Source organism: Aliarcobacter vitoriensis (assembly GCF_048320235.1).
GTDB classification, from domain to species: Bacteria; Campylobacterota; Campylobacteria; order Campylobacterales; family Arcobacteraceae; genus Aliarcobacter; species Aliarcobacter vitoriensis.
Window position 1 is genome coordinate 156,623 of sequence record NZ_CP182882.1, and the last position, 22,625, is coordinate 179,247.

The 22,625-nt window shown below is 26.2% G+C and carries 27 protein-coding genes; 20 read left to right on the plus strand and 7 right to left on the minus strand.

The genetic code is table 11. From position 1 onward, the window contains the following. Positions 1-94 precede the first annotated feature (94 nt). The 19 genes from ACNSOS_RS00825 (at position 95) to ACNSOS_RS00915 (ending at position 15,285) form a co-directional block, all read left to right on the plus strand. Positions 95-574 (plus strand): RNA polymerase sigma factor, encoded by a 480-nt coding sequence (locus tag ACNSOS_RS00825; RefSeq protein WP_113892682.1) that lies wholly within the window; start codon positions 95-97, stop codon positions 572-574. Beyond that, entirely contained in the window at positions 574-1,509 is a 936-nt protein-coding gene (locus ACNSOS_RS00830) for a FecR family protein (RefSeq protein ID WP_418185567.1), read from the plus strand. Before ACNSOS_RS00825 ends, ACNSOS_RS00830 begins: the two co-directional genes overlap by 1 nt. Positions 1,510-1,682: 173 nt before the next feature. Continuing rightward, a complete protein-coding gene (locus ACNSOS_RS00835; RefSeq protein WP_418185568.1) occupies positions 1,683-3,152 on the plus strand; it encodes an AAA family ATPase in 1,470 nt (489 codons plus the stop codon). A 144-nt stretch (positions 3,153-3,296) separates the two neighbouring features. Continuing rightward, positions 3,297-3,509 carry a hypothetical protein gene (locus tag ACNSOS_RS00840; protein ID WP_418185569.1) on the plus strand — a complete coding sequence of 71 codons (213 nt, stop codon included), beginning with the start codon at positions 3,297-3,299 and terminating at the stop codon, positions 3,507-3,509. Further along, complete coding sequence (locus tag ACNSOS_RS00845) at positions 3,500-3,865, plus strand: type II toxin-antitoxin system VapC family toxin (RefSeq protein ID WP_418185570.1); 366 nt, start codon at positions 3,500-3,502, stop codon at positions 3,863-3,865. The genes ACNSOS_RS00840 and ACNSOS_RS00845 overlap by 10 nt, the downstream gene beginning before the upstream one ends. Before the next feature lie 193 nt (positions 3,866-4,058). Continuing rightward, positions 4,059-4,289 carry a hypothetical protein gene (locus tag ACNSOS_RS00850; protein ID WP_418185571.1) on the plus strand — a complete coding sequence of 77 codons (231 nt, stop codon included), beginning with the start codon at positions 4,059-4,061 and terminating at the stop codon, positions 4,287-4,289. Next, positions 4,276-4,680 carry a type II toxin-antitoxin system VapC family toxin gene (locus ACNSOS_RS00855; RefSeq protein WP_418185572.1) on the plus strand — a complete coding sequence of 135 codons (405 nt, stop codon included), beginning with the start codon at positions 4,276-4,278 and terminating at the stop codon, positions 4,678-4,680. Before ACNSOS_RS00850 ends, ACNSOS_RS00855 begins: the two co-directional genes overlap by 14 nt. Before the next feature lie 169 nt (positions 4,681-4,849). Further along, positions 4,850-7,195: a TonB-dependent siderophore receptor gene (locus tag ACNSOS_RS00860; RefSeq protein ID WP_418185573.1), complete on the plus strand. Its 2,346-nt coding sequence runs from the start codon at positions 4,850-4,852 to the stop codon at positions 7,193-7,195. Between the two features lie 224 nt (positions 7,196-7,419). Further along, positions 7,420-8,178, plus strand: coding sequence for a TerB family tellurite resistance protein (locus ACNSOS_RS00865; protein WP_418185574.1), 759 nt, complete (start codon positions 7,420-7,422; stop codon positions 8,176-8,178). After that, positions 8,178-8,408, plus strand: a complete 231-nt coding sequence (locus ACNSOS_RS00870; protein WP_113892668.1) for a (2Fe-2S)-binding protein — start codon at positions 8,178-8,180, stop codon at positions 8,406-8,408. Before ACNSOS_RS00865 ends, ACNSOS_RS00870 begins: the two co-directional genes overlap by 1 nt. Positions 8,409-8,410: 2 nt before the next feature. Then, positions 8,411-8,632, plus strand: a complete 222-nt coding sequence (locus tag ACNSOS_RS00875) for a hypothetical protein (protein WP_113892666.1) — start codon at positions 8,411-8,413, stop codon at positions 8,630-8,632. A 20-nt stretch (positions 8,633-8,652) separates the two neighbouring features. Next, the gene (locus ACNSOS_RS00880; protein ID WP_418185575.1) at positions 8,653-9,405 is read left to right on the plus strand and encodes an NAD+ synthase; all 753 of its coding nucleotides are present in this window, start codon (positions 8,653-8,655) and stop codon (positions 9,403-9,405) included. A 12-nt stretch (positions 9,406-9,417) separates the two neighbouring features. Next, a complete protein-coding gene (locus ACNSOS_RS00885) occupies positions 9,418-10,557 on the plus strand; it encodes a DegT/DnrJ/EryC1/StrS family aminotransferase (protein WP_418185576.1) in 1,140 nt (379 codons plus the stop codon). A 6-nt stretch (positions 10,558-10,563) separates the two neighbouring features. Then, on the plus strand, positions 10,564-11,508 hold the full coding sequence (locus tag ACNSOS_RS00890; protein ID WP_418185577.1) for a tetraacyldisaccharide 4'-kinase: 945 nt from the start codon (positions 10,564-10,566) through the stop codon (positions 11,506-11,508). Between the two features lie 74 nt (positions 11,509-11,582). Continuing rightward, positions 11,583-12,104: an LPP20 family lipoprotein gene (locus ACNSOS_RS00895; protein WP_418185578.1), complete on the plus strand. Its 522-nt coding sequence runs from the start codon at positions 11,583-11,585 to the stop codon at positions 12,102-12,104. A gap of 8 nt (positions 12,105-12,112) precedes the next feature. Beyond that, positions 12,113-12,241 (plus strand): hypothetical protein, encoded by a 129-nt coding sequence (locus ACNSOS_RS00900; protein WP_257118598.1) that lies wholly within the window; start codon positions 12,113-12,115, stop codon positions 12,239-12,241. After that, entirely contained in the window at positions 12,238-13,236 is a 999-nt protein-coding gene (locus ACNSOS_RS00905) for a hypothetical protein (protein ID WP_418185579.1), read from the plus strand. The genes ACNSOS_RS00900 and ACNSOS_RS00905 overlap by 4 nt, the downstream gene beginning before the upstream one ends. Further along, the gene (locus tag ACNSOS_RS00910; RefSeq protein ID WP_418185580.1) at positions 13,233-14,201 is read left to right on the plus strand and encodes an LPP20 family lipoprotein; all 969 of its coding nucleotides are present in this window, start codon (positions 13,233-13,235) and stop codon (positions 14,199-14,201) included. Before ACNSOS_RS00905 ends, ACNSOS_RS00910 begins: the two co-directional genes overlap by 4 nt. 52 nt (positions 14,202-14,253) lie before the next feature. Beyond that, positions 14,254-15,285, plus strand: a complete 1,032-nt coding sequence (locus ACNSOS_RS00915) for a bifunctional 3,4-dihydroxy-2-butanone 4-phosphate synthase/GTP cyclohydrolase II (protein ID WP_418185581.1) — start codon at positions 14,254-14,256, stop codon at positions 15,283-15,285. A 29-nt stretch (positions 15,286-15,314) separates the two neighbouring features. Here the strand turns inward: ACNSOS_RS00915 and pckA are convergent, their stop codons facing one another. Both pckA and ACNSOS_RS00925 read right to left on the minus strand, forming a co-directional pair. Further along, positions 15,315-16,892 carry a phosphoenolpyruvate carboxykinase (ATP) gene (gene pckA, locus ACNSOS_RS00920; RefSeq protein WP_418185582.1) on the minus strand — a complete coding sequence of 526 codons (1,578 nt, stop codon included), beginning with the start codon at positions 16,890-16,892 and terminating at the stop codon, positions 15,315-15,317. Positions 16,893-17,013: 121 nt separating this feature from the next. Beyond that, positions 17,014-17,223: a hypothetical protein gene (locus ACNSOS_RS00925; protein ID WP_146951586.1), complete on the minus strand. Its 210-nt coding sequence runs from the start codon at positions 17,221-17,223 to the stop codon at positions 17,014-17,016. A 172-nt stretch (positions 17,224-17,395) separates the two neighbouring features. On the opposite strand from ACNSOS_RS00925, the gene ACNSOS_RS00930 reads away from it, so the two are divergent. After that, positions 17,396-18,052: a S24 family peptidase gene (locus ACNSOS_RS00930; protein ID WP_113892646.1), complete on the plus strand. Its 657-nt coding sequence runs from the start codon at positions 17,396-17,398 to the stop codon at positions 18,050-18,052. On the opposite strand, the gene ACNSOS_RS00935 is transcribed toward ACNSOS_RS00930, so the two are convergent. Genes ACNSOS_RS00935 through mobB form a run of 5 tightly spaced genes read right to left on the minus strand, consistent with a single transcriptional unit; the run spans position 18,049 to position 22,553 of the window. After that, positions 18,049-19,047, minus strand: a complete 999-nt coding sequence (locus tag ACNSOS_RS00935) for a peptidoglycan synthetase (protein WP_418185583.1) — start codon at positions 19,045-19,047, stop codon at positions 18,049-18,051. The genes ACNSOS_RS00930 and ACNSOS_RS00935 overlap by 4 nt on opposite strands. Further along, on the minus strand, positions 19,047-21,002 hold the full coding sequence (metG, locus tag ACNSOS_RS00940) for a methionine--tRNA ligase (RefSeq protein ID WP_113909038.1): 1,956 nt from the start codon (positions 21,000-21,002) through the stop codon (positions 19,047-19,049). The genes ACNSOS_RS00935 and metG overlap by 1 nt, the downstream gene beginning before the upstream one ends. A gap of 14 nt (positions 21,003-21,016) precedes the next feature. Further along, entirely contained in the window at positions 21,017-21,220 is a 204-nt protein-coding gene (locus ACNSOS_RS00945) for a hypothetical protein (protein WP_418185584.1), read from the minus strand. Further along, on the minus strand, positions 21,213-22,055 hold the full coding sequence (locus ACNSOS_RS00950) for a class 1 fructose-bisphosphatase (RefSeq protein ID WP_418185585.1): 843 nt from the start codon (positions 22,053-22,055) through the stop codon (positions 21,213-21,215). The genes ACNSOS_RS00945 and ACNSOS_RS00950 overlap by 8 nt, the downstream gene beginning before the upstream one ends. Further along, on the minus strand, positions 22,056-22,553 hold the full coding sequence (mobB, locus tag ACNSOS_RS00955; RefSeq protein ID WP_418185586.1) for a molybdopterin-guanine dinucleotide biosynthesis protein B: 498 nt from the start codon (positions 22,551-22,553) through the stop codon (positions 22,056-22,058). Between the last annotated feature and the right edge of the window lie 72 nt (positions 22,554-22,625).

Below are 22,625 nucleotides of genomic sequence, written 5' to 3' on the forward strand. Positions count from 1 at the left end.
TTATAAGTTATAAATTTTTATAGTTTGTATTAATATAAGCATAATTCCAATTATGATAGTATTTCTTAAAAAATTATCAAAGGATTAGTTTTCAATGGTACAATATTATCAAGAATTGGTATATTATGTTCAAAAGATGGTAGGAGATAAAGAAAAAGCCAAGGATATAGTACAAGAGTCTTATAGTAGATTATTAGATGCAAATTTAGATATTCCAATAGAAAATCAAAGAGCCTTTTTATACAAATTAGCGAGAAATATCGTTTTTGATTTAGCAAGAAGAGAAAAACACTCAGCTTCGATTGAATATGAAGAAGAATATTCTAGTATTCCTATATCAGAGCAACCAGAAGAGATACTTTTTGAAGAGTGTGAACAAGAGTTGTTAGCTCAAATTTTAGAAACTATCCCTCCAAACAATGCACAAGCTTTTATTTTACATTTGTATGAAGGATTAAGCAGAAAAGAGATAGCTAAAAGAATGGGAATAAGTGTCCCTGCAGTTGAAAAACATATTATTAGAGCAACTGAAAGAATCAAAGAGAAGCTAGAAAGTATTGAAGGATATAATTGATGAAAAGTGTTGATGAACAAGCTATATCTTGGCTTATAAAAGAAAAAGAAGGATTAACTCAAAATGAAGAAGAACAATTAAAACATTGGCTAGAGTCAAATCCTTCACATAAAAAATCTTACAATACAAATAAACTTTTAAGACAAAGATTTTCAAAACTATCAAATAATACAATAGAAAAATTAGTAGAAAATGCGAATAAAGGAGCAAAAAGAACAAAATTTATTCAAAGAACAAAAAAGTTTATGATTGCTGCTTCAGTTTTTCTCTGTATTGGCTTTGGAACAGATTATTATTTTGTTCCAGTATATTCTCAAAATTTTGTTTCAGCTCAAGAATTACAAAATACTATAACTCTTCCTGATGATTCTAAAATAGTTTTAGATGTAAATTCAAATCTAAATGTAGATTATTATAAAAGTAGTAGAAAGATAGATTTTGTAGATGGTAGAGCAATTTTTTATGTTGCAAAGGATAAAGAAAAACCATTTATCATAAAAACAAAAGATGCAGAAATTGAAGTTGTTGGAACAACTTTTGAAGTATCAAATATCAACAATAGTTTTAGTGTAAAAGTAAAAGAAGGAACTGTAAAAGTGACTTCTAATAGAAAATATACTTATTTAAATCAAGGTGATAAAATTGAGATAAATGAAGATAAAAAAATGGATTTTGAAAAAGTAGAAGTTGAAAATATAGCAAGTTGGGAAAATGGTTTTTTAGTGTTTAATAAAACAACTTTAAAGGATAGTTTAGCAGAGTTTTCAAGATATAAAGATTTAAAAATAGAATTTCAAGATGAAAGAGTTGCTAAAATACAAATAACTGGTAAATTTGCTATAAATGATTTTGATAAATTTTTAGTATCTTTACCAAAAATATATTCTATAAAAGTAGATAAAAAAGAGAATATTTTTAAGTTTTCTAAGAAATGATTAATTTCCTATTGAACGGAATAACTAATTTTAATTAAGAATTATATATATTATTTAGATTTTAGAAATTATATTTCGTATATACTATAATTTTACGAAATTTAACATATAATTATGCTATTATTTTATGAAAATAAATATTTTACGAAAACTAATAATATAAAAGGTATTAAATGATCGGTCGAAAAAAAGAGATTGAACTTTTAACAAAAGCATGTGAACAAAATGAAAGTAAACTTATTGCAGTATATGGAAGACGAAGAATAGGAAAAACTTATCTAATCAATAATATGTTTAGTGAGCATAAAAAAGAGTGCATTTTCTTTAGATTTACTGGCTCATATATGCTAGACAGTTCAACACAACTTGGAAACTTTACTGAATCAATATATGACTGGTTTAAAATAGAATCAAAAAAAGAGATTAATAATTGGATGGATGGATTTAATTATTTAAAATATGCAATTACTCAATATCAAAAAGAGAATCAAAAAGTTGTAATTTTCTTGGATGAAGTACCTTGGATAGATAAAAAAAATAATTCTGGATTCATTGGAGCACTTGGATATTTTTGGAATGAGTTTGCACTTAATCATAAGAATATTATTCTAATTCTTTGCGGATCTAATTCATCATGGATAAAAAATAAAATATTTGAAGATAGTAGTGGACCACTTTATCAAAGATTAGATGAAAAAATCCCTCTCAAGCCATTTGATTTAAAAGAAACTAAAGAGTACTTGTTAGATGTTTGTAAATTTAATATAGATGATAAAACAATAGCTGAAACTTATATGGTATTTGGTGGAGTTGCTAAATATCTGAGTTTTCTTGATAGTTCTAAAACAATCTCCCAAAATATAGATGATTTAATATTCAATATAGATGGACATTTAAATAAAGAGTATATAGATGTTTTAAAATCTCTTTTTGATATGAAAGCATCTTTTTATTCATCAATTATCAAAATATTATGTTCTAAACAAAGTGGACTTACTCAAACTGAATTAGCCAATGAACTTGGGCAAAAGAGTGGTTCAGTTATTAAAGATGCAATAGAAGAGCTTTGTGAGGCAGGTTTTATCAAAGGATTAAGCAAACTTAATTCAAAAATTAATACAAAATACATCATATGTGATCCCTTTGTACTTTTTTATAATAAGTGGGTTAGTGAATATAGTAAAAATGAATTAATCTCTCTACAAAAGCCATATTTTAATACTGTAATGGATTCTCAAAAATATGCTATTTGGAGTGGATTTGCATTTGAAGTATTATGCGTTGCAAATATAGATTTATACTTAGAAGCAAGAAAGACTAAAGGATTAGCAAAAAGTTATGGTTATTGGAATTTTATAGGCAATGATGAAGATAGTGGAGCTCAAATAGATTTTATTGTTGAATATGATAATAATGTATATGATATAGTTGAGTGCAAGTTCTATAATAAAGAGTTTCAAATAATAAAAGATTACAAAGATAAACTAATACACAAATTAGAAATGTTTAAAAAATATGGATTAAAAGGTAAGTATGATATTAAGCTAGTAGTGTTATCAAGTTATGGTTGTGAAAGAAATAGCCATTACAACAGTTTAAATATAACAAGTGATATTAAATTATCAGAGCTTCTTAATAGCTAATTTCTAGTACAAGATATAAAATCGAAAAATATACTCTATAAAAGTAGATAAAAAAGAGAATAGTTTTAAGTTTTCTAAGAAATGATATTTTAATAATTTTCTTAGAATATGATATAATTTTCAATTATTTAAATAGGAGTTAAAATGCTTATTACCTTGAATATTAAAAATGAAAGTAAGAAAGATAGTTTTTTAAACTTTTTATCAACATTGGATTATGTAGAGATAAAATCTCAAGAAAAATCAAGTAGTAAAAATAAGTCTAAAAATAGTAAGAATAAATTTGATGGATTCGCAGGTTTATGGGAAAATAGAAATATTGATATAAAAACTATAAGAGAAAAAGCTTGGAAATAATTTTAGATACAAATATATTGATAGAGATTTTAAAGAATAATAGAGAAACTATAAAAGAAGTTGAGAAATATGATATTCATCATATAAGTATTATTACTGTAATGGAACTTTTTTATGGTGCATTAAATAAAAACGAACTTCAAAAATTGAAAAAATTTACAGAACTTTTTAATATTATTCCTATTGATGAACAAATATCGGATTTAGCAAAAGATTTAATATATCAATATGCAAAAAGCCACACTTTAGATATTCCTGATAGTCTTATAGCTTCAACAGCTATAAAATTAAATTTACCATTTTTAAGTTATAACAAAAAAGATTTTAAATTTATAAAAAATATAAATCTTGTTTAAATCTAGTTAAAAATACTCAAAAAATCATCATTTTCCTACAAATTTCAAAATTTCTTCAAAAAAAGTGTATGATTTTTTTATCTCAAACATCTCATTATTTAACGGAATAACGAATTTTTAAGTAAAAATCTTATAGACTTGAGTAAAAATAAACGGTAATCCGTGATATGAATAAAAGTTAAAAGGAGTAAGTATGCAAACAATTAAGCTTAATGTTTCTGATAAGATTTATTCTCAAGTTATGTTTTTTTTAAAAAATTTAAAATCTGATGAAATAGAGATAGTTGAAGAAAAGAATTTACAAAAAGGCGTAAATGATGATATAAAAACTTTAAATACTCTTTTTGAAAAATCTAACAATAAAATAACTCTTACAAAAGATTTATCGATAAATACAAATGAGCAAATAGATGATATATCTTGATACAAATATTCTAATATATGCTTTTTGTAAAAATGTAGATGATTTTGAACAAAAGAAAATGGCTCAATCTATATTAAGAAATACAATAATTTCAGAAGAATTGTTGCTTTCCGAAATTTCTTTATATGAATTTGCTTTTGTATGTAAAAAACAAGAAGAAGATGAAAGTGTAATAAATGAAAATTTGGTTTTTCTTTCAAAATATGTAAAAAGTGCAAATATTTATACAAAAGTAATAGATTTTATAAATAAATCAAAGAGTTATAAACAATCTTTCGATAGTTTTCATATTGTATTTGCTGATTATTTTTCTTGTAGTAAAATTATTACCTTTGATAAAGGATTTAAAAAATACAATAAATTTACAAAATTAAAAATAGAACTACTATAATATACAAATACCTTTTATATTAAAAACAAAAAAAAATCATCATTTTCCTACAAATTTTTACAAATTTCAAAATTTCTTCAAAAAAAGTGTATGATTTTTTAATCTCAAACGTCTTATTATTGAAAGAAACAATTTTAATAGTTGTTCTTATACTATAATAGGAGAAAAAATGACAAAGTTTAAATCAGCGATTATCGCTCCAACATTGGCTTTATTATTAACTACAAGCCTAAATGCAGAGCAATTTTCAGTTTCAAATCTATCACTAAAAGATGCGATAGAAGAGATAAGCAAAAAATCAAATATGCCATATATGGTAGATGGAAAGCTACTAGATGGTAAAAAAGCACCAAATATAAAAAATATTGAGGGTGTACAAAATGCTTTAAATGAGATTTTAAAGAATAGCGGACTTGAAGCAACTATTGAAAATGATACAATCTTGATAATTCCTATACAAGGTTCTGTAAAAGTGATAAATGGTACTTATATTTTAGATGATGTTTCAGTAAAAAGTGGAAAGAATGGAAGTGCTGAAAATGGATATCTAACTGAAAATATAACTGGTGTTGGAATTTGGGGGAAAAGAAGCTTACAAGATACACCTTACTCAATGACAGTAATACCTCAAGAACTTATAGAAAATACTCAAGCCAATGATATGGCTCCTATTTTTAAGATGAATCCTTTAACTCAAGATGGAGGAGATCAACCATCAGGAAATTATAATACAGTTATTCGTGGTTTTTCTTCAAATAATGCAGTTGTAAATGGTATGTCATTAGCAAATTCTTATAGTTTTACAACTATGGAAGATTTAGAAAGAGTTGAAACTATCAGTGGAGCAACTGGATTTTTATATGGTGGTGGAAGAGTTGGAGGAGCAGTAAACTATGTGATGAAAAAACCAACTTTAGAAGATAAAAGAAGTATTTCTTTAGGAAACTATGGAGGCGAACAATACTATGGACATATTGATTTAAGTGGACAAATAGATGACAAAAAAGTATTTGGATATAGAATCAATGCTCTTTATCAAGATGGAGATAGTGTAGCAGATGTAGGAAAAGAGCAAAAATTTGTAAGTTTAGCTTTTGACTATAAACCAACAGATAATTTTACTATGGATTTAAACTATGCACATAGAGAGTTAGAAAGAACAAATCAAAAATTAATATTTGTTATAGGAGCTAATACAATTCGTCCTACTCTTGATGTAAGTAAAAATTATTCACCAGATTGGACATCAGTAGATGAAGAAAATGATAGAGTAATGACAAGCTTAAAATGGGATATAAATAATATTTTTACTCTTAGAAGTTCACTTATTTATGAAACATCAGATAGAGAAATTCTTGGTGATGCTTTTGCTTATACAAGAACAGATGGTTTATATAATGCTTCACTTTATCGAGCTCCAAGAGGTGGACAAGGATTTGATAGTTACGCAGGAAATGTTTATTTAGATAGTAAATTTGAAACTTTTGGAGTAAATCATCTTTTAACTACTGGTTATTCTGAAACTTATATGAAATATAAAAGAGATAGAAATTGGAATGCTGGTGGTGGTTATTGGCTAACTGAAAAAACATTAAATGAAATAAAAAATACTATTATTCCAGCAAATCCAAATCCACATGGAGGAAGAATTCCTCTTTGGAAAACACAATATAAAAATATTCTAATAGGTGATGATATAGTATTTAATGACCAATGGAGTGCTTTAGTTGGAGCAAATTATGCTACTGTAATTGAAACATCTTATAGCGGTGGAGTACAAAGTTCAAAATATGATAAATCAGCATTAACACCTACATTATCTTTAATGTATAAACCTTTTGAAAATTTAACAACTTATGTTACATATATAGAGAGTTTAGAGCAAGGAACTATTGTAGGAGATACTTATTCAAATAGAGGTGAAGTATTAGACCCACTTGTAAGTAAACAGTATGAAGTTGGAGCTAAATATAATATCAATGAAAGTATATTATTAACAAGTGCTTTATTTAGAATAGAAAAAGCAAATCAATATTCAGATTTAGCAACTCCAAAACCAAAATATGTGCAAGATGGTGAACAAATTCATCAAGGAATTGAACTTACAGCAACTGGAAAAGTTACTGATAATCTAACTATTTTTGGTGGTGGAACTTTGATGGATATAGAAGTAGAAAAATCAAACAACCCTGCACTAGAAGGTAAAAAGCCAACAAATGCAGCATCGAAAATGGCAAAACTTTATGTAGAGTATAATATTCCTATGATTCAAGGATTAACTGTAACTGGTGGAGCATATTATACAGGTGAAAAATGGGGAAATACAACAAATACAGATAAAATCCCAAGTTATACTTTATATGATGCAGGTTTAAGATATAAAACAAAACTTGATAAATTCCCAACAACATTTTTATTAAATGTTACAAATCTAACTGGTGAAGATTATTGGGCAAGCAGTAATTATCTAGGTGACCCTAGAAGTGTTGCATTTTCTATGAAAATGGAGTTTTAATAATATTTAAAATAAAGAGAGTTTTTACTCTCTTTGTACTTTTAGGTGTGGGTTTCAAAGTATTTATTTAATTTTGAGATTAAAATTTCGATAAAAAATATACTTTCCTTTTTACTTTGGAACTCATACTTAAAAGATATATTATCTTTCTTTATTATTTTTTATGATTTACAATTTTTTATCTAAAGTTTGATAGAATCAGGCAAAATTTATAAGGTAATTAGATGATTGAAATATTTGTTTTAGCAGTTATTATAGCAGTTTTATTTTTTATAGGTAAAAATTATAAAACAGAAGAGTTTAAAAATATCAATTTAAAGCAAAAAGAGATTTTCCAAGGTGATATGTTAAATCACGAAGCAGGTCTTTTAGTAGCTTTGATGTCAAAAGTTGCAAAAGCAGATGGAAAAGTAGGTGAACTTGAGGCTGAGATATTAAAACATACTTTTACAGATATTTCAAGCCATTTTCATAATTTTGTTGAAGTTAGAGAACAATTAAAAAATTTATATGAAAAAGAGAAAGAAAACTTTTCAAATCTAATTATCATTTGTGATAGATTGTACTCTTTGACAAGAAATGACTACTCTAAAAGATTAAAGTATATGGAGTATTTGTTAAATCTTGCATTTATTGATGGAGATTTTTCACAACAAGAGCAAGAAATAACAGAAGATATCGCTCAAGCACTTAAAATAGAGCAAAAAGATTATTTTAATCTTATTACAAGTTTTGAAAATTTTTATAAATCAAGAGCAAATGAAAAAGCACTAACACTTGAAAAAGCTTATGAAATTTTAGAATCAAATTCAAATGATGATGAACAAACTTTAAAGAAAAATTATAGAAATCTAGTAAAAAAACACCATCCAGATATTTTAGAAGGACGAGGAGAAAGTCGAAATATTATAGATGAAGCTACAAAAAAACTTCAAGAGATAAATGAAGCTTATGAGATTATCAAAAAAGCTAGAGGTGTTTAATGGCTAGAAATTTTCCACACTCTTTTATTGTTTGTGAATGTAAGCAAGTAAGCTTAGGTGAAATAATTTATGCAATAAAAGAAAAAGGTGCAAAAAATTTGGAAGATATAGAAAATATCACTGATGCAGGAAGCTCTTGTGGATGTTGTAGAAGTGCAAAAGATGATATAGGAGAGCAAAAGATGCAACTATATATAGAAGATATTTTAAATAAATTTGTAAAAGAGTAGAAGTGGAAAAACTAAAAGAAGATATAATAAAAGAGATAAAAGAACTTATAAAAACCAATAAAGAAGAAGATATCTTTATAAATCCAAATTATCTAAACTATTTTAATATAGAAGAGTTAGAAGATATAAAAAATACTTTAGAAAATAGAAAAAAAGAGTTTGATAAGACAAATTCAGATTATTTAGATGAAATTTATAATAAAACAAAAAAAGATAAGATATAATCTTAAATTAAGGTTTAAAAATGATAGATTGGAAAAAAGTTAAGCAAAATTTAATAAATTTTTTACAAGAGGAAGTTAGCAAAACTGGTTTAAATAGTGTTACTTTAGGTCTTTCAGGTGGACTTGATTCAGCTATTGTTGCTGTTTTGTGTAAAGAGGCATTTGATGATAATTTAAATTGTGTTTTAATACCATCTCAATTTTCATCAAAAGCTTCAGTTGATGATGCTTTGGAACTTTGTGAAAAATTTGATATAAGATATGAGATTGTAGAACTTGAGCCTATTTTAAACGCTTATTTACAAAATATGCAAAATGATAATTTACGAATAGGAAATTTTTGTGCAAGACTTAGAATGACAATTCTATATGATATTAGTGCAAGAGAAAAATCTTTAGTTGTAGGAACTTCAAATAAAAGTGAAATTTTACTTGGATATGGAACAATATTTGGTGATACAGCTTGTGCTATAAATCCTATTGGAAACATATATAAAAGTGATTTATTTGAATTTGCTAAATTTTTAGGTGTTACACAAAATATTATAGATAAAAAACCTAGTGCCGATTTGTGGGAAGGTCAAAGTGATGAAGATGATTTGGGCTTTAGTTATCTTAAAATAGATAGTTTATTGAAAGTTATGATAGATGAAAATAAAAGTAAAGATGAGTTATTACGCTTAGGTTTTGAAGAGTTATTTATTGAAAAAATATCTAAAAGAGTAAAAATAAATGAGTTTAAAAGGCGACTTCCAACAATAGCTAAAATATAAAAAAGGTAAAAAATGAGTAGAAAAATTGCAATATATAAAGCAACTTTAGATGATGAAGAGTTAAATCAGATAAGATCAGTTCTTGAAGCAAAAGATGATTTATCAAAAGTACTAGAGTTTGAAGAGAGAATTGCTGATTATATAGGAGCAAAATATGCTGTTGCAACAGCTACATCTTCTGCTGCTTTACATCTTGCATTGAGTTCTATGAAACTTAAACGAGGAGATAAGATTCTAATGTCTGTAAACTCTTTTGTAAATTTACCTGAAACAGTAAGACATTTTGATGCAGAACCTATTTTTGTAGATATAGATTTGAGTGATATGAATATTGATATAACAAAATTTGAAGAGGTTTTAATAGCAAATAAATCAAAAAAATTACGAGCAGCTATCATAACTTTTATAGGAGGATTAGCTCCTGATTTGGACAAAATTTATGAAATAGCAAAAAGACATGATATTTTGATAATAGAAGATTGCAGAGCGGCTTTGGGTTCAACTTATAAAGGTAATAAAGTAGGGAATTTAAGTGCTGATATGACGATATTTTCTACTAATCCATCTCCTTCTAAATATGCGATAAGTCGTTCAGGAGTTTTAGTTACAAACAATGAAGATTTAGCAAAAAAAGCAAAACTTTTAAGAACACATGCTATCACAACTACTTATGATAGTTATGGAAACTTAGATTATCTTTATGATGTTGATGATATAGGACATAAGTTTGATTTATCGGAGCTTGATGCTGCTTATGCAATAGCACAGCTTAAAAAAACAGATGCTTTTATAAAAAGAAGACAAGAAATAGCAAAAATATATGAAGAAAGACTAACAAATGTAAAACATATCACTCTTTTGCCATTTAAAGAGGGGCATATTTATACACAATATATTATAAAAATATCAAGAAATCGTGATGCTTTTGCAAGAGCATTGAAAGAACGTGGAGTTTCAACAGCACTAAACTATATTCCACTTCACCTTTTATCATATTATAAAAATAAATATTCTATTAAAATAACAGCATTTCCAAATGCTTTACATAACTATCAACAAATTTTATCATTGCCAATTTATGCTGGGCTTAGCGATGAAGATGTAAATTATATTTGTGATCAGGTTATTGAAGTTGCTTCTGACTGGATTTGATATTTTATGAAGAGAAAGATTAATTTATGGATTGAAGATTATCTTTTTTTTCCAAATAATATTCAAAAAGTTATATCTTTTTTACTTTTACCATTTTCAATTATCTACTTATTTATTATCTTTACAAAAAGATTACTTGCTAAAAAAACAGATTTTAATATCCCAATAATTTCTATTGGGAATTTGATAATTGGTGGAAGTGGTAAAACACCAATTACTATAAAATTAGCTTCAAACTATGAAAAAGCCTTTGTGATTTTAAGGGGTTATGGGCGAGAATCAAAAGGTTTGCAAATAGTTTCTTTAAATGGAAAAATATTAACAGATGTAAAAACAAGTGGTGATGAAGCTATGCTTTTAGCACAAAGTTTAAAAAATGGTTCTGTAATTGTAAGTGAAGATAGAATAAAAGCTATTTTAACAGCAAAAGAATTGGGTGCAAAAATTATATTTTTAGATGATGGTTTTTCAAAATATAATATTTCTAAGTTTGATATTCTTTTAAAGCCAAAAATTGAACCAACAAATAGTTTTTGTATCCCAAGTGGTGGATATAGAGAACCAAAAAGTTTCTATAAATATTCTAATATAGTACTTCAAGAAGAGAAAGATTTTAAAAGAGTTGTTGTAATAAAAAAAGATGATAATATAGTGGAACTTCCTGAAAAAACTATACTTATAACAGCAATTTCAAAACCAAAAAGACTTTTAGAGTTTTTACCAAACGGTTTACAGATGTTAGCATATCCAGATCATTATATTTTTACAAAAAATGATATAGATAAAATTTTGGAACAATATAAAGATTTTTCAATAGTTACAACAAAAAAAGATTTTGTAAAATTAAAAGATTTTAATTTAGAAAATATATATTTAATGGATTTATCAATAGAATTTGATAATAAAATTGATTTTTCTAAACTAAACTCATATATAAAAAAGTATAATTAGTATTATAAATATAAATTCACAATTTATATATAATTTTTATATAGAAATATGCAATTTAAAATTAAGGAAATAATATGAGAACAAAAAAAGGATTATTTATAACTTTTTTGGCTTGTTCGACATTAGTTTTTACAGCTTGTTCTTCAAAGGATGAGCAAGTTATTGAAGTACCAAATTGTGTAATAGCAGGTGCAAAAGCTCCAACTTGGGCTTGTGGAACATATAGTGATGAAAGCAAATTTTTAGCAGTAGGGTCTGCTCCTATGTCAAAACTGGGTTATGATTTTACAAGAAAAGAAGCCTTAGCAAATGCAAGAGCAAGTTTAGTTCAGCAAATAGAAGTGGAAGTTAAGGCAAAAGTAGAAACTTATATGAACACGGCTGGTTTAAAAGAGAATGAATCTGTGCAAAAAGTTACAACAATGGTTTCAAAACAAACTTCTAAACTTACTTTAAAAGAGTCAAATCAATTGAGTTTTTGGGAAAATCCAAATGATAATTACTTATATGTTTTAGTTGGTATGACAAAATCAAATATTGACAAAAAGATTGATGATGAAGTACAAAAAGCACTTGATGAATTAGATTTAATTTAGGAAATATTATGAAAAGAATTTATATATCTTTAATGATTTTATCAATATTTTTTAGTGCTTGTTCTTCAAAAGATAAAACTTTGATAGATACAAATATCCAACAAAAGAATGCAAAAGAGGCATTAAAAGAGCTATGAAAATATTTTTATTATCTATTCTATCGATATTCATTTTAGGTGGTTGTAGCCAAAAGGTTTTAATAACAGCTACTAAACCAGCTATTGTTGATAGAGCTTCAAAAACAAAAAAGATAGCAGTTTTGAAATTTGAAAATGATAATATATCAATGGGATCAAAAATAGAATCAGCGTTATATAAAGTTGAAGTCGATAATAAGCCATATTTTACAGTTATTAGTAAAAATAGAGATGATATTTTAAATGAACAAAAATTTCAATATTCTGGTTTGGCAAATAAAAAGAATAGTGTTGAAATAGGTGAGCTTTTAGGTGCACAAGCTTTGATAACTGGTAAAATAAATAACGCAGATATGCAAAAAGACTACTATTATGAAAGACGATATAGATGTTTAGATGCAAAGTGTATAAGACAACAAGAATATTTAGTTCAGTGTACAAATGCTAGATACTCTTTAAAAGCAAATATCTCAATGATTGATGTAGAAAAAGGTGATGTTATTTATACAAATAACTATTTTGAAAATACAAGTTATAGAACTTGTCTTGATTATGGTGGAGGACTACCATCTAAAAGTGCAGTTTTTGAATCTTTATCGGATAATATTGTAAGAAAATTTTTGCCCAATATATCTCCAACTGTAGAAAAATATTATATAAAAGTTTTTGAAGACCCACAAATAAAATATACAAAAGAACAAGAGTTGATTTTGGAAAATGCTTTATCTTATTTAAAACATAATCATTTGGATAGAGCAGAGGAACTTTTTAGCCAACTCTTAAACTCTACAAATGATAGGTGCTATTTAGCAGCTTATAATTTAGGTGTTATAAAAGAGAGTAAAGGTGAATATGAAAATGCAAAAGAGCTATATAATTTAGCTGATAAGTTAATAGATAAACCAGATAGTACGATTATAGAATCTATAAATAGAATTAACACTCAAATATCAAATCATAATAAATTACAAGAACAGATAAATATAAAAGAATGAAAAAGATATATCTAGTTTTCATAATATTATTATTTACATCTTGTACAAGTAAAGTTGATATAAAAAAAGATGATTTACAATATCCAGATTGGTATTTAAATGTACCTAAAAATAATGATATATCTTTATATGGAGTTGGAATAGGGCAAAATAATAATCAAGCTGTTAAAAATGCTTTAGAAGATCTATCTTCAAGACTTTTAGTAACTATTAGTGCCAATACTACAACTTCATCTAAATCTTATAGAGATTTTAGAGAATATACACAAAAAACGGTAGTGCAAGATATAAAAAGTCAGATAGAAAAGCTTAGCTTTCAAAATTATATAATAGAAAAATCAACTTATTTTGATAAAAGTATTATCGTATTACTAAGTGTTCAAAAATCTAAAGTAGCAAATGATTTAAAAAAAGAGATAGATTTTTTGTATAAAGAGTCCGAATCACTAAAAAATCAAAAGATGGATACTTTAAGTAAGTATTTAAAGTATAAAGATTTATTAGATATTTTTTACAAAAATTACAATAAATCTCAAATTTTATCATCTTTTATTGATGATAATGATAAATATATAAAAACAATAGATGAAATTAAAAATACAAAAAATATTTTAAAAAATCAGATAGATTTTTTTATAAATTCTGATAATAATTCAAGAAAATTTGATAATTTATTTAAAAATAGTTTAGTAAATAAAGGTTTTAAAGTTGTTGAAGCTAGTTTAAAAAATGAAAATAGCTATGAACTTAATATAAACTCACAAAGTTCACAAAATAGGGCTTATGATTTCTATATTATTGAAAATATTTTAAATATAAAAATTATAAATAGTAAAAATAGCCAAATTTTAGGAAAAAGTATTGAATTAAAAGGTGCTTCTTCAAATAGTTTTGATGATGCAAAAATAAATTTAATACAAAAATTAAAAAATGAGCAAGAGAAAGAAGATATTTTACCATTTTAAAGTTTTTTCGATATAATCCAACAAATTTATAATATATAAAAAAGAGTAAAATATGAATGCAATACAAAGAGTACAGGAAGCTATAAAAGAGATTCAAAAAGGTAATATGGTAATTATGCTTGATGATGAAGATAGAGAAAATGAAGGAGATTTAGTTTATTCTGCAGCATTGAGTACACCAGAAATGGTAAACTTTATGGTAACACATGCAAGAGGTTTAGTTTGTTTATCTGTTACAACTGATACAGCAAATAGATTGGAATTAAATCCTATGGTTACATCAAATACTTCATCTTATGAAACAGCATTTACAGTTTCTGTTGATGCAGCTACTGCAGCTACTGGAATAAGTGCAATAGAAAGAGATGATACTATCAAAATATTAGCAAATCCTATTTCAAAAGCTAGTGAGTTAGTAAGACCTGGGCATATATTTCCACTTATTGCAAAAGATGGTGGAGTGTTAGTACGTACAGGGCATACAGAAGGAAGTGTTGATTTATGCAAATTGGCAGGATTAAAAGGTGAAGCAGTTATTTGTGAAATCTTAAAAGATGATGGAACAATGGCTAGACGAGATGATTTAGATATTTTTGCCCAAAAACACAATCTAAAACAAGTTTATATATCTGATTTAGTTGAATATAGATTATCTCATGAAAAACTTGTAGAGGAAATATCTAGTGAAAAGACTAAATTTTTCTCTCAAGAGGTTATAAAAAAAGAGTTTAAAGATCATATAGGAAATATTCATACAGCAATTATATTTGGAGAATTAAATGAAATAAATCACGTGAAGTTTCATACAATTAGACCAGATATAAAGATTTTTTTAAATGATGATAAATTAAGTTCTATGTTAAAAACTATTAACTTTTTACAGAGTAAAGATGGTGTTTTGGTATTTTTAGATAGTCAAGGTAAAAACAAAGAACTAGAAAAAAACTATGGAATAGGTGCTCAGATATTAAACTCACTAAATATTAAAAAAGTTAAATTAATGACAAGTGGGGGAAAACACTTGTTTGTAGGATTACAAGGATTTGGATTAGAAATTATTGAAGAAATTCAAATAGAGGAATAAAATAAATTTTATTCCTTTCTTATTTTTACTTACAGCTGGGGACCAGCTGCAGTAAAGTCATATTCACTCTCTAAAGTTAGATATTTTTTAAAGTTTTCAATATACATTTCTGCTAATTGTTTTTTTGCTTTATCATACTCTAGTGGATCAGACCAAGTATATCTAGGAGTTAGTACATGAGTATCTACCCCTTTTAATGTTTTTGGAATTTGTAAATTAAATATAGTCATATTTTGGAACTCTGATTCATTTATTGAACCATCTAAAATAGCATTTATACAAGCTCTTGTATTTTTAATACTCATTCTTTTTCCAACACCATAAGGACCACCAGTCCATCCAGTATTTACTAAATATACATTTACATTGTGTTTATCTATTTTTTTACCTAAAAGTTCAGCATAAACAGTAGGATTTAAAGGTAAGAATGCTTCTCCAAAACAAGAAGAAAAAGTAGCTATTGGCTCAGTAATCCCTCTTTCTGTTCCAGCAACTTTTGCTGTATAACCACTTAAAAAGTAGTACATAGCTTGTTGTTTATCAAGTTTTGCAACTGGAGGTAGAACACCAAATGCATCAGCACATAAAAATATAATATTTTTTGGATGATCACCTCTCATAGTTGGTGCATGATTTTCAATATGGTCAATTGAATAAGAAACCCTTGTATTTTCAGTTTTTGATTTATCACTATAATCAACCAATCCATTTTCATCAGCAACTACATTTTCTAATATAGCACCTTTTCTAATAGCATTGAAAATTTCAGGTTCACTATCTTTATCAAGGTTTATTACTTTTGCATAACAACCACCTTCAAAGTTGAAAACTCCATTGTCATCCCAACCATGTTCATCATCACCAATTAAAGCTCTATTTGGGTCTGTTGAAAGTGTAGTTTTCCCAGTACCGCTAAGTCCAAAAAATAGTGCTGTATCACCATCTTTACCAATATTAGCAGAACAGTGCATTGGAAGCTTTCCTTCAAGTGGAAGCCAGTAATTCATCATAGAGAATACACCTTTTTTCATTTCACCTGCATACCAAGTTCCACCAATAATAGAAGTATTGTTTTCAACATTAAAAATTACATAAACTTCTGAATGTAAACCATGACTTACATAAGCCATATCAACAGTTTTACAAGCATTGTAAACTGTAAATTCTGGCTTAAAGTTATTTAATTCTTCTTGTGTTGGCAAAATAAACATATTTTGAATAAAATGAGCTTGCCAAGCAACTTCAGTTATAAATCTAACCGCTCTTCTTGAATCAAGCGAAGAACCACAGTAAACATCTGTTATAAAAATATCTTTATTACTTAACTGTTTTTTTGAAAGAGTTAATAAATCTTCATAAACTTCTTTTGAAACCTTTCGGTTTATATCTCCCCAAGCAATATATTTATTTGACGGATCTTGATTTACAAAGAATTTATCTTTTGGACTTCTTCCTGTAAAAATCCCAGTATCAATCATCAACGCACCTGTTGAAGATATCTTAGCACCTTCATTCTTAACTGCAAAATCGATTAAAAAATCAATATCCGAATTTCTAAATACTGTACCAACGTTTTCTAAACCTAATGAGTCTTTGATATTAGACATAATGTAAATTCCTATCCTAATTTTTAATGTTGAATTTTATCTAAAAAAATATAAAACTTTCTGAAACTTAGGCAATAATTGCTAAAGTTTATTCTTGTATAGTTAATAGACATTTTATATATTAACTATTTATTTTATTGTGATGTTGTAATGCTGCAATTATTGCTGCAGTTTTGAGTTTTTTATGGTGTTTGATAGCTGCTATTATAGCTGCCACTTTTAGTTTTTGATGATGTTGTTTAACAGCTGCTGTTATAATTGCTATCTTTTTTGCATCAATGGAAGAGTTACTGTTTTTTTCATTTTTTTCAATACCCACAATTTTCTCCAAATCTAATTTTTGTTACAAGGATAATAATATAAAAAATTAGCTTTATTGAAAGTTACTTATTAGATGAATTTTCAAATTTCTAAATATATAAAATTGTAATATTTATTTACTAAACTTGAAAAATATATCAATTTGTAATATAATTATAAGATTTTTAATTTTGGAGGATGAAATGTTTATGGTTGAAGAGATTATAAGTAAGTTAAAAACTATAATAAGTACAGATGCGAAGAATAAAAAAGTTTTTGATAAAGATGTTGCACAATCTTTGGAATTGTCTCAAGCAAATTTTGCAACTATGAAAAATAGAGGGAAAATCCCATATACAAATATTTTAAATTTTTGTGCAAAGAAAAAAATATCTATAAATTGGCTTTTATTTAATCAAAATCCAGATTCTTTGATAGATAGTACAGATAAATATTGGATTAAATACTATCCTAGTGTTAGTGTTAGCGCTGGTGGAGGAGCATATGAAAGTGAAGATGAGTTTGAATCTTTAGAATTACCAAGTTATTTTGTGAATACTCTTGGAGGAAAAGATAATTTAAAAAATATTGATGCTATAAATGTAGTAGGTGACTCTATGGAACCAACTTTAAATAGCGATAATATAATATTTATTGATAAAACAAAAAATGATATTTCAAGGGATGGAATATATGCTTTTACTACGATTCATGGGCTTTTTGTAAAAAGAATTCAAAAAAGAGTAGATGGAAAACTCGATATTATTTCAGATAATAAAGACTATCCTCTTCAGATTTTAAATAAAGATGAATTGACAATTTTAGGAAAAGTTGTAAGTTCTTTTGGTCTTGTATATTAAAATAGTGTTGAATGATTTTGTGATTTTATAAAATACTCTAAAACTTCTTTATAACTAAAATCTACTAAATAAATACAGTGAAAATCTTTATTTTTTATAGTAGTTTTTAGTTCATTTAGATTATTTATTATTATTTGTTCATTTTTTTTCAGAAAATTAATACCATTTTTTGAAAGAAATAAGGATTTTGCATATTTAAACTTTAACTGTAAATGTTTTATTTCATTTTCAACTAATAAAGTATTATCTTGACAGATTACAAATCTATCACTTTTTCCAAACTCTACTATTTCAAAATTTTTATTAAAAAATATGGCCTTCATATTTAAAAAATTTTTTAATTTAGATAGATCTATCTCTTTTTGTAAGAAATTAAAAACATTTATAAACTCATTTATATATAAACTTGAAATTTTTATTCTTGAGAAAAAGTGTTCTTTATATGAAAAACTTGTTTCAAATAAAGAGTGTTCTATCAAATTTGAAATATCTTTTTGGTCAATAATTTCTTTTAATTCTTTATTTGTTGGATAGATTTTGTCTAAAAATTCTTTGTTTTTAGATATTAAAATATCACTATCTTTTATATCATCTAAATATGAGAAAATTTTTTCTATTTTAGATGGAATAAAAAAAATATCTTTTTTTAAGTTATTTTGATAAATTTTAAGCATATCATATAAAGAACTACTACAATAAAAACTATCTAAATTTAATGTTGATAACTTAAAACGAATAAGTTTTATCATTGCTAGTTGTATATTTTCTACTTTTATCCATGCTATTTCATTATCGCTTATCATAAAATCTTTTTCATATATAATAGCAAAAGCACCATTTTGTATAGCCTCTTGTAATTCCTCTTCATCTTTAGCTATATATAAATCAGACTCTTTGATTTTTTTAGAATTTGTTTTTATTGAGTAGATAAAAGATATTGATGGAGAGTTTAAGAGCTTTCCATCAACAATATCTAAAATAGAAGAGATTTTCACTAGCTTATTTTTGTTCCAGATTTTTTTGGTTTTTCAGGACGAATAAGACTTAAACCATTTTCATCTTTTGCTGCCATTAGCATACCTTCACTTATCATTCCCATAAGTTTTGCAGGTTTTAAGTTAGCAACTACGCAAGCTTGAGTTCCTATTAAATCTTCTGGTTTATAAAATTCTTTTATTCCAGCTAAAATTTGTCTATTTCTTCCTTCTCCTAAATCAACTTGTAATTTCAGAAGTTTTGAAGATTTTGGAACTTCTACTGCTTCAACGATAGTTCCTATTTTTATAGTAGTTTCAAAGAATTTATCAATAGTTATAAGATTGTCATCTTCAACAATTTCTTCATTCTTTATATCTTTTTTAGTTTCCACTTCACTTTTTGATATATCACTAACAACTGGTTGTTCTAGTAAAATATCTTCAATTCTTGGGAATAATTGTTCTACTTTTGTAATTATTGTATCGCTTAATAATTCTTTATTTTTTATTAATTTATTATAATTTGAAGTAGAAATTTCTAAATTTAAACACTTTGAAATATCTTTTATTTTATGTGGCATAACAGAATCTAAAAGTAGGGCTACTTTTGCCATTATATTTGTAATAAGTGATACAAGTGCCATAGCTTCATCATTTTTTCCATCTTTTATTAAATTCCATGGTTCATAATCATTTATCGCTTTATTTGCTATAGTTAAAATTTTCCAAATCTCTTCTAAATATCTATTTATTTGCATATTGAAAATATAGCTTTCTAAAGAATCAATTATATGATTTACTTCATCAAGTTCTTTTTTATGGAATTTCTCAACATTTTGTGAACTAACTTTATAATCAAAGTATTTTCCACTCATTCCCATAATTCTGTTTAGTAAATTTCCTAAATCATTTCCTAAATCAGAATTTATTCTATCCATTAAAGCTTTTTGTGAAAAATCACCATCTTGCCCAAAAGGAACTTCTCTTAAAAGGAAGTATCTAAATGCATCAAGTCCATAGGCATCAGCTACTTCTTTTGGATTTACAACATTACCTTTTGATTTACTCATTTTTTCGCCATCTCTAGTCCACCAACCGTGAGCAGCTATATGTTTTGGTAAAGGTAAGCCTAAACTCATTAAAAATGCTGGCCAATATATCGCATGAAATCTTAAAATATCTTTCCCAACTAAATGAATATTAGCTGGCCAAAAATTCATATTTTTTTCATCACTTCCATATCCAAGTGCTGTTGTATAGTTTAAAAGTGCATCAAGCCAAACGTACATAACATGTTTTGGTTCATTCATAGAAACTGGTAGTTTAACTCCCCAATCAAATGATGTTCTTGAAATTGATAAATCTTTTAATCCATTTTTTACAAAGTTTACTATCTCATTTTTTTTAGCTCTTGGTAAAATACAGTTTTCATTCTCTTCGTACCATTTTAAAAGTTTATCTTCATAATCAGATAATTTGAAAAAATAGCTCTCTTCTTTTACTACAACTGTTGCTCTTCCACATTCTGGACAGAATTGTTCATCAACAAGTTGTGATTCTGGGAAAAAAGTTTCACAAGGTACACAATAATATCCCTCATATTCACCTTTATAAATATCACCTTTTTTGTACATCTCTTCAAAAGCTTTTTGAACTCCAACTTTATGCTCTTCATCTGTTGTTCTTATAAATTTATCATAACTTATATCAAAATCATCCCATAAAGCTCGAAATTTTCCAGATATTTCATCCGCATACTCTTTTGGAGTTTTTCCTCTAGCTTCTGCACTTTGAGCTATTTTTTGTCCATGCTCATCTGTTCCTGTTAAAAGAAAAGTGTTTAATCCAGTTAATCTTGAATATCGAGCTATCATATCAGCTATTATTGTTGTATAAGCATGACCTATATGTGCTATATCATTTACATAGTATATTGGAGTTGTAATATATACATTTTTACAATTCTCTTGCATTTCTTACCTCTTTTTTAAAATTCAAATCCACCACCAGAACCTTTATTCATCGATTCATATACGGCAATAACATATTTTTTTCTTAAACTACATTCAAAAAAAGCACTACAAGGAGTACAAGTTTTTAAGTTTTTTTCACTTTGGCAATTGTTTAATTCAACAATCATTTTCTCAAGTTTTTTTTCCCATTCATCTAATATTTTTGTTTCTTCAGACATTTTTACTATATACTTCTAAAACTCTTTTAATTTCAGTATTTGAACCAAAAAAACAAGCAGTTGTATCATGAATATGATTTGTAGGAACTTCTAAAACTCTTTTTTCTCCATCAATAGCTTGACCACCAGCTTTTTCAAAAGCCAATGCAAAAGGGAATACTTCAAATAGTTGTCTCAATTTTCCTTTTGGTCTATCACTAGTTGCTGGATAAGAAAAAAGTCCACCACCTTTTAATAAAATTTGATGTAAATCAGGAACCATTCCACCACTATATCTTAATCTATATCCATCATTAAAAATATCATCAATTAATTGTTTATGAAAAGATGTCCAACAATTTTGAGTTGAACCAGGAGCATTTAATTTACCTTTTTCATTAAGTTTTATATTTTGTATAAATTTAAATTCGTTATTTAATAATCTATACATTTTAACTTCAGAAGTTGTTACTACCATTTCAACTCTTGGTCCAAATACTACATAAACAGAAGCTACGATATTTTTAGCATTAAACTCATTTTCATAAATACCAAAAATTGAACCAACAGATAAATTTACATCAACTAAAGATGAACCATCAAGAGGATCGTAAGCTATTAGATATTTACCATTTTCATTAATACTTTTTATTTCGTCTTGTTCTTCGCTAACTATTGCTTTTATAGTTGGAATTTTTGCAAAAATTTCTTCTATTATTTTATCGCTTTGGATATCTAATTTTAACTGTGTATCTCCTGTTGAATTTTCAAATTCACTTTTACTTGTATCTCCAGTTTCTATTAAATATTTAATCTTTTTAGCACTCTCTTCAATTGCTTTGATTATATCTTGCATCTATACCCTTTTTGCATTTTTATCTATCCACTCTATTATTTGAAGTGGATCATTTAAATCTAAAATATCTAAACTTTTTGGAACATCTTTTTTATTTATAGTTTCATCGATAGCTAGAGCATCTGTTACACTAAAATAACTCTCATCAAGTTTATTCCTAAAAATAGAAATTCTTGGTAATTCTAAAGTTTTCAATCCTTCTACAAGTAAATAATCAAAATCACCAAAAATATTTATCATTTCATCTACTGATGAAGTTGATTTTTTAAAAACTGTTGTTTTATTTGGGCTTACAACGGCAACATCAGCACCAGTTTGAGAGAATTTAAAGGAGTCTTTTCCTTCTCTATCAAACATTGCTTTATCTTTTGGGTCGTGCTTTATTATGCACACCTTAAAACCACTATCTTGTAAAATAGTTGCAACTCTTACAATAGCTGTTGTTTTACCGCTATTTGACGGACCTGAAAAGGCTACTACTAATCTTTTTTTATTCATAAGGTGGATTTTATCTAAAGAAACGTTAAACTCTATTTATAAAAATATATTTTAAAGTCTAGTTTATGTATA

Coding starts and splice junctions, on each gene's coding strand:
- ACNSOS_RS00825 (WP_113892682.1), top strand. CDS start 95: ATGGTACAATATTATCAAGAATTGGTATATTATGTTCAAAAGATGGTA.
- ACNSOS_RS00830 (WP_418185567.1), top strand. CDS start 574: ATGAAAAGTGTTGATGAACAAGCTATATCTTGGCTTATAAAAGAAAAA.
- ACNSOS_RS00835 (WP_418185568.1), top strand. CDS start 1,683: ATGATCGGTCGAAAAAAAGAGATTGAACTTTTAACAAAAGCATGTGAA.
- ACNSOS_RS00840 (WP_418185569.1), top strand. CDS start 3,297: ATGCTTATTACCTTGAATATTAAAAATGAAAGTAAGAAAGATAGTTTT.
- ACNSOS_RS00850 (WP_418185571.1), top strand. CDS start 4,059: ATGCAAACAATTAAGCTTAATGTTTCTGATAAGATTTATTCTCAAGTT.
- ACNSOS_RS00855 (WP_418185572.1), top strand. CDS start 4,276: ATGATATATCTTGATACAAATATTCTAATATATGCTTTTTGTAAAAAT.
- ACNSOS_RS00860 (WP_418185573.1), top strand. CDS start 4,850: ATGACAAAGTTTAAATCAGCGATTATCGCTCCAACATTGGCTTTATTA.
- ACNSOS_RS00865 (WP_418185574.1), top strand. CDS start 7,420: ATGATTGAAATATTTGTTTTAGCAGTTATTATAGCAGTTTTATTTTTT.
- ACNSOS_RS00870 (WP_113892668.1), top strand. CDS start 8,178: ATGGCTAGAAATTTTCCACACTCTTTTATTGTTTGTGAATGTAAGCAA.
- ACNSOS_RS00880 (WP_418185575.1), top strand. CDS start 8,653: ATGATAGATTGGAAAAAAGTTAAGCAAAATTTAATAAATTTTTTACAA.
- ACNSOS_RS00885 (WP_418185576.1), top strand. CDS start 9,418: ATGAGTAGAAAAATTGCAATATATAAAGCAACTTTAGATGATGAAGAG.
- ACNSOS_RS00890 (WP_418185577.1), top strand. CDS start 10,564: ATGAAGAGAAAGATTAATTTATGGATTGAAGATTATCTTTTTTTTCCA.
- ACNSOS_RS00895 (WP_418185578.1), top strand. CDS start 11,583: ATGAGAACAAAAAAAGGATTATTTATAACTTTTTTGGCTTGTTCGACA.
- ACNSOS_RS00900 (WP_257118598.1), top strand. CDS start 12,113: ATGAAAAGAATTTATATATCTTTAATGATTTTATCAATATTTTTTAGT.
- ACNSOS_RS00905 (WP_418185579.1), top strand. CDS start 12,238: ATGAAAATATTTTTATTATCTATTCTATCGATATTCATTTTAGGTGGT.
- ACNSOS_RS00910 (WP_418185580.1), top strand. CDS start 13,233: ATGAAAAAGATATATCTAGTTTTCATAATATTATTATTTACATCTTGT.
- ACNSOS_RS00915 (WP_418185581.1), top strand. CDS start 14,254: ATGAATGCAATACAAAGAGTACAGGAAGCTATAAAAGAGATTCAAAAA.
- pckA (WP_418185582.1), bottom strand. CDS start 16,892: ATGTCTAATATCAAAGACTCATTAGGTTTAGAAAACGTTGGTACAGTA.
- ACNSOS_RS00930 (WP_113892646.1), top strand. CDS start 17,396: ATGTTTATGGTTGAAGAGATTATAAGTAAGTTAAAAACTATAATAAGT.
- metG (WP_113909038.1), bottom strand. CDS start 21,002: ATGCAAGAGAATTGTAAAAATGTATATATTACAACTCCAATATACTAT.
- ACNSOS_RS00945 (WP_418185584.1), bottom strand. CDS start 21,220: ATGTCTGAAGAAACAAAAATATTAGATGAATGGGAAAAAAAACTTGAG.
- ACNSOS_RS00950 (WP_418185585.1), bottom strand. CDS start 22,055: ATGCAAGATATAATCAAAGCAATTGAAGAGAGTGCTAAAAAGATTAAA.
- mobB (WP_418185586.1), bottom strand. CDS start 22,553: ATGAATAAAAAAAGATTAGTAGTAGCCTTTTCAGGTCCGTCAAATAGC.